The following is a 12,203-nucleotide window of genomic DNA, read 5'->3' on the forward strand; positions in this document are numbered from 1 at the left end:
ATTTTCGTGAGCGTGAGCAATCCTGAGACCAGTGCGCTGGTATCGACATATCGATCTCTGGTCCCGGTGCGGACGCGTCGGCGACTCGTGCGCCGCGTACCCGCCCCCCTGCGCAACATGGTCATGCACCTGCTCGCGAGCTGCGACTCGCTCCGCTCCGCCCTGGTGGTGCGGGCGCTCGGCGGGCGGAGCCGCACCGCGCGGCACGGCCCGGACGCCTCGCTGCGCGTCGTACGGGTCCAGGGCAAGCACACGCGTGCCGTGGTCGTGCGCGGCGCCACCGAATGGGCCGCGCGCGCCAGGAACTTCCACCTGCTCGTCGCCGTGCTGGAAGAGGCGGAGATCGACTACTTCGCCGTCCGGGGAACCTCCCGTAACCTGCCGTGCGTCGCGGTGCCGGCCGGCCGCCGCGACGAGGTCGAAGAGGTCCTTCAGATCGCCTTCGGCCGCAACCCCGGCAGTGTCGCGCAGGAGGACGGTGCCCAGTCCCGGTCGGGCGCGTCCGCCAAGACCTGGCGGCGGCTGCGCTCGCACTCCGTGCTCCGGCTGGCCTGGAACGTCTGCGACCCCACCGGCCATCTGGTCTTCGGCCCCGAGTCCGGCTGCGACCTGGAGTTCTGGGAGGAGCACGAGGGCGAACTGTGCGCGCCCCGCCCGAACACCGTCGTCACCCAGATCCCGGTGGAGACCGAGTTCCGCACGGCCGAACAGAAGCTGTTCAGCCCGGTGCCCGGCCCGTACCACACGGGACACGCCCGGACCGTCGCCGATTTCACCGCCCGGCTGCCCACCGACCACGCCTTCCCGATCGACGTCGTCTACACCTGGGTCGACGACTCCGACGCCGTATGGCGAGCGGAGAAGGACCAGGTGCGGCGGTCGCTGGCCGGCGACAGCGACCGGCTGCACGAACAGGCCGACAACGGCGCCCGCTACACCAGCCGCGACGAACTCCGGTACTCCCTGCGGTCCATCCACCAGTACGCGCCCTGGGTGCGCAACATCTTCCTGGTGACCGCAGGGCAGATACCCGGCTGGCTCGACACGGACGTCCCCGGACTCACCGTGGTCGACCACCGGGAGATCTTCTCCGACCCGGCGGCCCTGCCCACGTACAACTCCCACGCCATCGAGAGCCAGTTGCACCACATATCCGGCCTCTCCGACCACTTCCTCTACCTCAACGACGATGTGTTCTTCGGGCGGCCGGTCCAGCCGGGGCACTTCTTCCACCCGAACGGCCTGACCAAGTTCTTCCTGTCCAAGGCGCTGATCCCGTCCGGAAACGTGGCCCCCGAGGACCTTCCGGTCAATGCGGCGGGCAAGAACAGCCGGGGTCTGATCGCCCAGCAGTTCGGCACGGTCATCTCCCAGAAGATGAAGCACACGCCGCACGCGCTCCGGCGCACCGTCCTCACCGAGGTCGAGCACATCTACGCGCGGGCCCACTGGGTCACCCAGCACTCCCGCTTCCGCTCCCCGCACGACATCCCGATCGCCTCGTCGCTGCACCACTACTACGCCTACCACCTGGCCCGCGCGACGCTCGCGGACCTCCGGTACGTCTACATCGACATCGGCGACGATAAGGCGCAGCAGCGGCTCAACCGCCTCGTCGTCCAGCGGAACTTCGACACCTTCTGCATCAACGACACCGTGGTCCCCGAGGACCCCGACGCTCAGGAGCGCATGGTGCGGCGGTTCCTCGACAGCTACTTCCCCGTGGCGAGCCCGTACGAACTGCACGGGTCCCGGGGCGCCCCGACACGCCGCACCCGTGCGTGGGAACGGACCACCGGATGAGACTTCGACGCGCACACCTGAACACCGCCGGACGCCGACTGGCGGTCCACGCCGCAGCCCTGCGCTCCTGGCTGATCCTGCGGATCTTCCTGCCGCTGCGCCACGGTCGCACGGCGCGCCTGCGGTACGCCGCCGTACTCGACGGCCACACCGTCAATCTGCACGCCGAGCTGCCGGCATCGACGACCCTGCCCGGCAGTGCGCACCTGGTGCTGGGCAGCGGCCGGCAGCGGTACGAGAGCACCGCCCGGGTCTACGAAGGCCCCGAGGGCACGGTGCTGATGGACGCGGTCATGCTCCTGGGGGCCGAGGTGGGCGGGGCCCCGATCGGCGCCGGTCGCCGACAGCTGCGCCTGCGGCTGACCCACGGGCGGCGGAGCCGCCGGCTCCCGCTGCTGCTGGTGGAGCCGCCCGTCCCCTACGAGGGCCCGACCAAGCCGATGACGGCCTCCGGTGTGACCGGGCGGCGCCACCGGATCGGCCGCTCCGTCACCGGGAGCGCGCGCGTGGTCACGGCGGACGCCAGACCCGGCGCGGAAGTGCTCAAGGTGCACATCACCCATGCGGGCCTCGCCGTCGACTTCCGGGTCCTCGGCACCCGGATCGACGAGCCGCGGGCGGAGTTCCTCGCCTCGGGCCGCCGCATCCAGCAGCCCGTGGCGGCGGGTGAGGGCGGCATCAGCCGGGTCGAGGTCCCCCTGGAGAGGATGACGCCCCGGCGCACCCGGCCCGAGCACTGGGACGTCGTGGTGCACGGCACCTCGGGCACCGGACTCCGGCTCGGCCGCCGCCTGCACGACGTACGCAACCCTCTGCGGGTCTTCGCCATGCGCGGCACCGTCATCGCCCCTCCCGGCCACCGGCCGCTCCTCGTACAGCCCCGCTACACCGCCGCGGGCAACCTGCGCATCACCTGTACCCCGATGCCGGAAGCCGGCTGAAAGACCAGATGAAGATCACCTTCCTGCTCACCACCGCCGACGCGGTGGGAGGGACCGAACGGGCTGTTTTCAACCAGGCCTCGGAACTCGCCGTCCGGCACGACGTCCGGGTCCTGAGCGTCTTCAAGTCCAAACCGGCGCAGTTCTTCTCACCGGACGAGCGGGTCCGCGTCGACTACCTCGTCGACCTCACCGGCCCGGTGCAGCGGCCGCTGCGCCCCACCGGCATGGAGGACGCCGCCTGGGCGCAGCTGGCCGCGCAGCCCAGCATGATCGTGGACCGCACCTGGGAGTCCGCGTTCAACCGGGTCTCCGACCTGGAGCTCGAACTGGCCCTCCAGGACACCGACACCGACGTGCTGATCACCACCACCCCGGCCCTCATGGCGCTCGCCGTGCACCTGGCGCCGTCCCGCGTGGTCACCGTGCACCAGGAACACCGGGTCTCCGAACTGCGGGGGACCAGCGGCGAACCGCTTCTGCGGCACTCGGCCAGGCTCGACGCGCTCGGCGTGCTGAGCGAGCGGACCCGCGAGTGGTTCGCCGAGACGCTCGGTGCGAGCGCGCCCCGGCTGGAAGTCGTGCCCAACGCCCTTCCCAGCGGGTACCGCCCCAAGTCAACCCTGGAGACGCGCACCGTCGTCATCGCCGGGCGTCTCGTCGGCGAGAAGCAGATCGACCACGCCGTCACGGCCTGGGCGGCCATCGCCCCGCGCCACCCGTCGTGGACCCTGCGGATCTTCGGGGACGGCCCGCTCAGCGGCGCTCTGCGCCGCCAGATCGATTCCCTCGGACTGCACGACAGCGTCCAGCTCAACGGCAACTCGCCGCACCTGGCGGAGGAGTGGGCCAAGGCCAGCATCGCCCTGCTGACCTCCCGTAACGAGGCTTTCGGCCTGGTGCTCGCCGAGGCACAGGCCGCCGGTGTCCCCGTCGTCTCCTACGACTCGCCCAACGGGCCCCGCGAGGTCGTCATGGACGGCCACACCGGTCTGCTCGTGCCTCCCGGCGACATCGACGCACTGACCGCCTGCCTGCTGCGGCTCATCGAGGACGCCCCGCTGCGCCACCGCATGGGCACCGCAGCCCAGGGGGCCGTCGAACGCTTCGCGCCGGCCGTGGTGACCGCCCGGTGGGAGCACATCTTCTCCGAACTCGTCGCCGCGCGGGACAGCGGCCGCCGCGACATCGCCAAGGCCGAACGGCAGGCCCGGCACGACCTGGTCAGCGGAGCGGACGGCGGCGTTCCCGCCGCCTCCCCGGCCCCGGCCAGCACCGTGCGCGGCGGCGGAGCGCAGGCGCTGGAGAACCGGCTCCTCAAGAGCGTGCGCGGTCTGGTCCGCGACGGCGGGCAGCTGTGCCGGCCGCTGGAATGGGAGTCCCCCTGGGACATCGTCCAGGCCAACCTCGCCCTCGCCGCCCATGCCCTGGAGAGCGCCGGCGTCCCGTACGCCGTGGTGCGCGACTCGCTGGTCCGCCACACGGTCGCCGTGCACGCCACCTACCGCGAGGCCGTCCTGAAGGCACTGGCCGGAGCCTACGGCGACCAGGCGGTCTACGTATCGGTGCTCAACGAGAACCAGAACGCGGTCGCCACCGTCCTCGCCGGGATGGTGGAGCAGTACACCGACACGCCCGGTTCCGGTGTCCGCGTCTACCGGAGCGCGGTGTCCCGGTCCCGCACCCTGCGCCTCGGAGCGGTGTACGGCTGCACCATCTCCTTCTGGGACGAGGATCCCGAGGACCCGGCGTTCTTCCTCTCGCCGACCCGTACCTCCGTCGGGACGCGTCTGCCCAAGCAGTCGATGGCCCGCAGACCGATGACCCTGGCCGGCCGCACCTACCCCTCGATCGCCCCCTTCACCCAACCGCTCCACGGCGACATCGGCTTCCCCGTGGACGCCGTGTACACCTGGGTCGACGGATCCGATGTGCACTGGCTGGAGCGGAAGAACGCCGTACTCGCCGGGATGGGCCTGCAGACCGAGGACGCGGCCACCAGCGCGGCCCGGTTCCGGGACCGCGACGAACTGCGCTACTCCCTGCGGTCCATCGACATGTACGCGCCCTGGATCCGGAACATCTACCTGGTGACGGACCAGCAGGTGCCGTCCTGGCTGGACACCTCCCACCCGCGGGTGCGGGTGGTCGACCACCGCGAGATCTTCGGACGGCACGGCGCTCTTCCGACGTACAACTCCCATGCGATCGAGAGCCGTCTGCACCACATCGACGGGCTGGCCGAGCACTTCCTCTACTTCAACGACGACGTGTTCGTCGGCCGGACGCTCCAGCCGGGCATGTTCTTCCACGGCAACGGGCAGGCGAAGCACTTCATGTCGCCCACCGCCGTGCCGATGGCTCCGGCGAGCCACGCCGACGAGTTCAACATCAGCGCCGCCAAGAACAACCGGGCGCTCATCGAGGCCGCCTTCGGCCAGGTGCTGGCCCACTCCTTCCTGCACGCGCCGCACCCGCTGCGCCGCAGCGTGCTGCAGGAGATGGAGAACTGCTTCCCGGACGCCATGGCGGTCACGGCGGCCAACCAGCTGCGCAGCCACAGCGACCTCTCGGTGGCCTCCTCGCTGCACCACTACTACGGGTTCCACACCCTGCGCAGCGTCCCCGGCAGCATCTCCTGCGGGTTCGTCAACGTCGGCCTCAGCGACCACAAGCCGCGCCTCAACCGCATTCTGACCGCCCGGCCCCACGACGTGTTCTGCCTCAACGACTTCCACGACGGAGACGTCCCGGAGGAGGAGCAGGACGCGATCCTCACGGCCTTCCTGCCGAGCTACTTCCCCATCGGCAGCCAGTTCGAGACCGGTTCGGAGCGCAACCAGAGATGCCGTGCCGGCTACCTGCCCGGGTGGCCGCTGTGACCGGCCAGGCCCCACCGCGAGAGAGACACCGCATGGACAGCACCTCATCCGTCCTCCAGATCGTCGCGCACCCCGACGACGACCTGTACTTCATGAACCCCACCACCTTCCAGGCCATGAAGGCGGGCGTCCGGACCACCACGGTCTACCTGACCAGTGGGGACGCCCTGGGCGAGAACCCCCGCCCCTGGTCGACGGAGCCCGTGGTCGCGGACCGGGAGGCCTACGGCAAGGCCCGGCAGAACGGCCTCAAGGCCGCGTACGCCGCGATGGTGCTGGGGGACCGCACCGCCCCCTGGACGAGCGGCACCTGGCAGACCGCGGACGGCGGTCTCGCCGAGGTGTACTCCCTCGCGGCCGCGCCGTGGGTCACGCTGTTCTTCCTCAACATCCGCCAGCACGGCACGCCCGAGGGGCCCGCCCGCAGTCTGCACGCCCTGTGGCGCGCGGAGACCGAACGGGTGCCGACGCTGGTCCCGCGGGGCGGCCTGGTCAGCGATGTCCACTGGTACACGCGTCCGGGAGTGGTGGCGACGCTGGTGAACCTGATGGAGATCGTCCGGCCCACCGTGATCCGCACCATGGACCCCGACCCCGACCGGCTCGTCCACGACGAGAAGTTCCCCCAGCGCCACGACTACGGCGACTTCAGCGACCACTGCGACCACACCGCCACCGCCCTCTTCAGCTGGACCGCGATCAACCAGTACCGCGGCCCCGCCGAGGGCCGGCACTTCGCCGTCGAGTCCTTCCGGGGTTACTCCAACGAGCGGTGGCCGCACAACCTCAGCCCTCAGGCCGTCTCGTTGAAGGAGTTCTTCCTCAACATCTACGGCGCCGCCGACGGGTACGACTGCGGCGACCCGGCCGGCAGTGGCGACTACGCGGTCGGCCTCAACTCGCGCGGCCCCGGCTGGGTGCAGAGCACGACCCCGCGCTACCCCGCCACGGGCGACCGGTTGCTCCTGGACGCGCGCGGACGGCTGACGGCCTTCGCCGTGATCGACCAGCAGGCCGCCGTCTGGGTGCAGGCCCGGCCCGGCGAGGACCGGTGGCGCGGGCCCTTCCTGCTGGGCGGCGCTCCGCTCGCACCCGGACTCGCCGTGTCGCTGACCCCGGACGGCCGCTGGCAGGTGTTCGCCGAACGGCTCTCCGTCCTCGCCCATGACGACCGCCACGGACGGGAGATCGTCACGCTCGAACAAGCCGTCCCCGACGGACCGTTCGGCGATTGGGCGACCCTGGGCAACCCCTCGGCGGCGGACCCCCGCCGCGACCGCCACCTGGGCGCGCCGGTCGTGACCAGGGACGGCAAGGGGCGCCTGCACCTGTTCGTGCGCAACGCCGGTCAGGGCGTCCACTCACGCGTCCAGGAGGCGAACGGGAGCTGGGGCGAGTGGGTGGACCTGCGCGGGTTCGACATCCAGGAGGGGCTGTCCGCCCTCACCGCCCGCGACGGAACCGTCGAGTTGTTCGCCTCCAGCCGGGAAGGAGTCTTCCACTGGAGCCAGGACACCATCGACTCGCCCCCCTCGCGCGCGCCCCGGTTCAAGCTGAGTGTCCCCTCGGGGCCGCCGGCCGCCGTGGTGCAGCCGGGAGGCCGGGTGATGGTCGTCTTCCGGAAGCCCGGCGACGGCCGCCTGCTGCTGGCCGAGGAGGACACCCCCCGCGGCCGCTGGGCGAAGCCCGCCGCGCCGATCGGCGGGCGGGGCGGCTTCGGGCCGGTGGCGGCTGTCGCGAGTACCTCGCCGGAGACCGGCACCTTCCTGGTGACCCGGAGCGACCCGGGCGGGCTGGCCTACCGCTTCCACCCGGACGACTCGCCGTGGCAGGAGTTGTCGACCGCCGCACTGGGCGGCACCGTCGTGGGCACCCCGGCTGCCGCCTTCGACGCGTTGGGCCGGGCCGTGGTGGCCGCCCTCGGCAACGACGGACGCCTCCATGTGACGACGCAGCACGCCCCCGGACGGGGTGGCTTCGGCCCCTGGAGGGCGATCGGCTGAGCAGCCCCGTACGGGCTCCTCAGGGGCCCGTACGGATCTCGGCGTACACCGGGGCGTGATCGGAGTAGCCGTCCGGCCCCCGCCCACCGGGTTCGTTGGGCGTGGTGTCCATGAGGTCCTCGTCGACACCGCAGCGCACGAGCGGATTGCGGACGCCCGGAGGACGGTCGAAGAAGATGTGGTCGAGCTCGTGGAAGCTGTGGGCCCGCTTCTCCGGGTCCCAGGCGTGATACGTCACCGCTCCCCGGCCGCCCCGGTCCGCCGCCGGGCAGACCGAGTACGACGCGACGAGCGGGGCCAGCTGCGGTGCGCCGGCGTTCCGGTTGAAGTCGCCGGTGAGGACGGTGGGCCGGTCCTCACCGCGTACGAACGCGCGCACCGCCGCGATCTGTTCACCGACCCGCGGCTCCTCGCCCGGCAGGATGTGCGTGGTGCAGGGAGTGTACGACCAGCCCTCGACCCGTACGCACAGCACCGGCAGGGTCTGCCTGCTGACGCCCTTCGGGTCCGGGGGCAGGGCGTTCAGCGACCGATCCCCGACGATCTCCCCGCGTACGGCCAGCGCCACGCCCAGGTCGCCCGACAGGCCGTCACGGCACCGCGTCTCGCCGTCGGGCCGGGCGCCCTCGGCGTGCCGCACCGACCATCCCGGTCCCAACGCCGAGCGGAGCAGGTCCATATGGCTGCCCGGCGCACCCCCGCAGACCTCCTGCAGGGTGATCACGTCTGCGTCGTGCTTCCGCGCGAGGGCGGCGATCTTTCCGGTTTTCTCCTCCGGGCGGTCCCGCAGCGGGCAGTAGCCGGACTGGCCGCGCTCCCCGCCCGCCTCTCCGCAGATGTTCCAGGTGACGACCCGCAAGGTCTCCGGCCGGCTCGCCACCGGGGCGTCCGCTCCTCCGGAGGACCACATCCACGCCCCGGCGGCGGCCACCGCGACCAGCAGGGCCGTACCGATGCGGGCGACGCCGCGGACGGTGGCACGCATGGGACTCCTCGGGACGGCCGGGACAGGGTGCCCATGGTGTCACAGCAGGTCGGAGGCGCCCCCTGCCCCATCTGCCGGGCCCGCGGCCCGCCTTCGCCCACCACCCGCCGGCCGCCGTTCGGCCGGGACGGCGTCCGGCCGGGAAGGGAGAAGGGCCGTACGGCGAACGTCTCGCCGTACGGCCCTCGGTGGTTCTCGTCCCTGCTTACGCGGGCACGCTCGCCACGCCGCGCTCCAGGAACGGCTTCCCGTTCACCCGCTGGGAGACGCCCTCGCGGTCCAGGTACGGCGTGATGCCGCCCAGGTGGAAGGGCCAGCCCGCGCCGGTGATCAGGCACAGGTCGATGTCCTGGGCCTCGGCGACGACGCCCTCCTCCAGCATCAGGCCGATCTCCTGCGCCACCGCGTCGAGCACGCGGTCGCGGGTCTGCTCCTCGGTGAGGACGGTGTCGCCCTGCTTGAGGAGGGCGGCGACCTCGGGGTCGAGGACCGGCGCGCCGGAGTCGTAGACGTAGAAGCCGCGCTTGCCGGCCTTCACGACCGCCGCGAGGTTCTCGGAGACCGTGAAGCGCTCCGGGAAGGAGCGGTTCAGGGTCTCGGAGACGTGCAGGCCGATGGCCGGGCCGACCAGCTCCAGGAGCACCAGCGGGGACATCGGCAGGCCGAGCGGCTCGACGGCGCGCTCCGCGACCTCGACCGGGGTGCCCTCGTCGATGACGTTCTGGATCTCGCCCATGAAGCGGGTGAGGATGCGGTTGACGACGAACGCCGGGGCGTCCTTCACCAGGACCGCGGTCTTCTTCAGCTTCTTCGCCACGCCGAACGCCGTCGCCAGCGAGGCGTCGTCGGTCTGCTCACCGCGGACGATCTCCAGCAGCGGCAGGACCGCGACCGGGTTGAAGAAGTGGAAGCCGACGACCCGCTCGGGGTTCTTCAGCTTCGACGCCATCTCGGTCACCGACAGCGAGGAGGTGTTGGTGGCGAGGATCGCGTGCGCCGGGGCGACCGCCTCGACCTCCGCGAACACCTGCTGCTTGACGCCGATCTCCTCGAAGACGGCCTCGATGATGAAGTCCGCGTCCGCGAAGCCCTCGGCCTTGTCGAGGACGCCGGAGACCAGGCCCTTGAGGCGGTTGGCCTTGTCCTGGTTGATGCGGCCCTTGCCGAGCAGCTTCTCGATCTCGGCGTGGACGTAGCCCACACCCTTGTCGACGCGCTCCTGGTCGATGTCCGTGAGGACGACCGGGACCTCCAGGCGGCGCAGGAACAGCAGCGCCAGCTGCGAGGCCATCAGGCCCGCGCCGACGACGCCGACCTTGGTGACCGGGCGGGCCAGGCTCTTGTCCGGGGCGCCGGCCGGGCGCTTGCCGCGCTTCTGGACCAGGTTGAAGGCGTAGATGCCGCTGCGCAGCTCGCCGCCCATGATCAGGTCCGCGAGCGCCTGGTCCTCGGCGTCGAAGCCGGCGGACAGGTCTCCGTCCTTGGCTGCCGCGATGATGTCCAGGGCGCGGTACGCCGCCGGGGCCGCGCCGTGCACCTTGGAGTCGGCGACGGCCTTGCCGCGGGCGACGGCCTGGTCCCACGCGTCACCGCGGTCGATCTCGGCGCGCTGAGGCGTGACCGAGCCCTTGAGGACGTTCGCGGTCCAGATCAGCGACTGCTCCAGGAAGTCCGCGCCCTCGAAGATCGCGTCCGCGATGCCGAGGTCGAAGACCTGCTTGCCCTTGAGCTGGCGGTTCTGGTTGAGCGAGTTCTCGATGATCACCGAGACCGCGCGGTCCGCGCCGATCAGGTTCGGGAGCAGCACACAGCCGCCCCAGCCGGGGACCAGACCGAGGAAGACCTCGGGCAGCGAGAACGCCGGGAGCGCCGAGGAGACGGTGCGGTAGGTGCAGTGCAGACCGACCTCGACACCGCCGCCCATGGCCGCGCCGTTGTAGTACGCGAACGTCGGGACCGCGAGGCCGGAGAGGCGGCGGAAGACGTCGTGGCCGCCCTTGCCGATGGCGAGCGCGTCCTCGTGGCGGCCGAGCAGCTCGACGCCCTTGAGGTCGGCGCCGACCGCGAAGATGAACGGCTTGCCGGTGACGCCGACACCCGTGATGGCGCCGTCGGCGGCCTCCTTCTCCACCTGGTCGATCGCGGCGTTCAGGTTCGCCAGCGACTGCGGTCCGAAGGTGGTCGGCTTGGTGTGGTCCAGGCCGTTGTCCAGCGTGATGAGCGCGAACCGCCCGGCGCCGTACGGCAGGTCCAGGTGGCGTACGTGCGCCTGCGTGACGACCTCGCCGGGGAACAGCTCGGCCGCACCCTTCAGAAGCTCAGTGGTGGAGCTCACTTGTCGCCTCCGTCAGCGTTGAAGTGGGGGTTCTCCCAGATGACCGTGGCGCCCATGCCGAAGCCGACGCACATGGTCGTCAGGCCGTAGCGGACCTCGGGCTGCTCCTCGAACTGCCGGGCCAGCTGGGTCATGAGGCGGACACCCGAGGAGGCCAGCGGGTGACCGTAGGCGATCGCGCCGCCGTACTGGTTGACGCGCGCGTCGTCGTCGGCGATGCCGTAGTGCTCCAGGAAGGCGAGCACCTGCACGGCGAACGCCTCGTTGATCTCGAAGAGGCCGATGTCGTCGATGGTCAGACCGGCCTGGGCCAGCGCCTTCTCGGTGGCCGGGATCGGGCCGTAGCCCATGACCTCCGGCTCCACGCCCGCGAAGGCGTAGGAGACCAGGCGCATCTTGACCGGGAGGCCCAGCTCGCGGGCGACGTCCTCGGCGGCGAGCAGCGAGGCGGTGGCGCCGTCGTTGAGCCCGGCGGCGTTACCGGCCGTCACGCGGCCGTGGGCGCGGAAGGGGGTCTTCAGACCGGCCAGCGACTCCATGGTGGTGCCGGGGCGCATCGGCTCGTCGGCGGTGACCAGGCCCCAGCCCGTCTCGCCCGCCTCGGCGTTGGTGCGGCGCACCGAGACCGGTACCAGGTCCTGCTGGATCGTGCCGTTGGCGTACGCCTTGGCGGCCTTCTCCTGCGAGCGCACCGCGTAGGCGTCGGCGCGCTCCTTGGTGATCGTGGGGTAGCGGTCGTGCAGGTTCTCCGCCGTCATGCCCATGAACAGGGCGGACTCGTCGACCAGCTTCTCCGACACGAAGCGCGGGTTGGGGTCCACGCCCTCGCCCATCGGGTGGCGGCCCATGTGCTCGACGCCGCCGGCCACGACGACGTCGTACGCGCCGAAGGCGATGGAACCGGCCGTCGAGGTGACGGCGGTCAGCGCGCCCGCGCACATGCGGTCGATGGAGTAGCCGGGGACGGACTGCGGCAGACCGGCCAGGATTCCGGCGGTGCGGCCCAGCGTCAGACCCTGGTCCCCGATCTGCGTGGTCGCGGCGATGGCGACCTCGTCGATCTTCTTGGGGTCCAGGTCCGGGTTGCGGCGCAGCAGCTCCCGGATGGCCTTCACGACGAGGTCGTCGGCGCGGGTCTCGTGGTAGATGCCCTTCGGGCCCGCTTTGCCGAACGGGGTGCGGACGCCGTCGACGAAGACGACGTCCCGGATGGTACGAGGCACGATGGCTCTCCTCCAGGGTGCGGGATGGCAC

The 12,203-nt window shown here is 71.4% G+C and carries 7 protein-coding genes; 4 read left to right on the forward strand and 3 right to left on the reverse strand.

The features are described 5' to 3' along the window. Positions 1-123 precede the first annotated feature (123 nt). The 4 genes from QFZ71_RS25245 to QFZ71_RS25260 are packed head-to-tail and all read left to right on the forward strand — an operon-like array spanning position 124 to position 7,629. Positions 124-1,803 carry a stealth family protein gene (locus QFZ71_RS25245; protein WP_307671576.1) on the forward strand — a complete coding sequence of 560 codons (1,680 nt, stop codon included), beginning with the start codon at positions 124-126 and terminating at the stop codon, positions 1,801-1,803. Continuing rightward, a complete protein-coding gene (locus QFZ71_RS25250; protein ID WP_307670450.1) occupies positions 1,800-2,744 on the forward strand; it encodes a hypothetical protein in 945 nt (314 codons plus the stop codon). The genes QFZ71_RS25245 and QFZ71_RS25250 overlap by 4 nt, the downstream gene beginning before the upstream one ends. Before the next feature lie 8 nt (positions 2,745-2,752). Next, positions 2,753-5,626: a stealth conserved region 3 domain-containing protein gene (locus QFZ71_RS25255; RefSeq protein WP_307670451.1), complete on the forward strand. Its 2,874-nt coding sequence runs from the start codon at positions 2,753-2,755 to the stop codon at positions 5,624-5,626. A gap of 32 nt (positions 5,627-5,658) precedes the next feature. Then, complete coding sequence (locus tag QFZ71_RS25260; protein WP_307670452.1) at positions 5,659-7,629, forward strand: PIG-L family deacetylase; 1,971 nt, start codon at positions 5,659-5,661, stop codon at positions 7,627-7,629. Positions 7,630-7,648: 19 nt separating this feature from the next. Here the strand turns inward: QFZ71_RS25260 and QFZ71_RS25265 are convergent, their stop codons facing one another. The 3 genes from QFZ71_RS25265 to QFZ71_RS25275 form a co-directional block, all read right to left on the reverse strand. Beyond that, positions 7,649-8,614 carry an endonuclease/exonuclease/phosphatase family protein gene (locus tag QFZ71_RS25265; protein ID WP_307670453.1) on the reverse strand — a complete coding sequence of 322 codons (966 nt, stop codon included), beginning with the start codon at positions 8,612-8,614 and terminating at the stop codon, positions 7,649-7,651. A gap of 205 nt (positions 8,615-8,819) precedes the next feature. Next, positions 8,820-10,949, reverse strand: a complete 2,130-nt coding sequence (locus QFZ71_RS25270; RefSeq protein ID WP_307670454.1) for a 3-hydroxyacyl-CoA dehydrogenase NAD-binding domain-containing protein — start codon at positions 10,947-10,949, stop codon at positions 8,820-8,822. Continuing rightward, the gene (locus QFZ71_RS25275) at positions 10,946-12,172 is read right to left on the reverse strand and encodes an acetyl-CoA C-acyltransferase (protein WP_307670455.1); all 1,227 of its coding nucleotides are present in this window, start codon (positions 12,170-12,172) and stop codon (positions 10,946-10,948) included. The genes QFZ71_RS25270 and QFZ71_RS25275 overlap by 4 nt, the downstream gene beginning before the upstream one ends. Between the last annotated feature and the right edge of the window lie 31 nt (positions 12,173-12,203).

This window comes from Streptomyces sp. V2I9 (genome assembly GCF_030817475.1).
Lineage (GTDB): Bacteria > Actinomycetota > Actinomycetes > Streptomycetales > Streptomycetaceae > Streptomyces.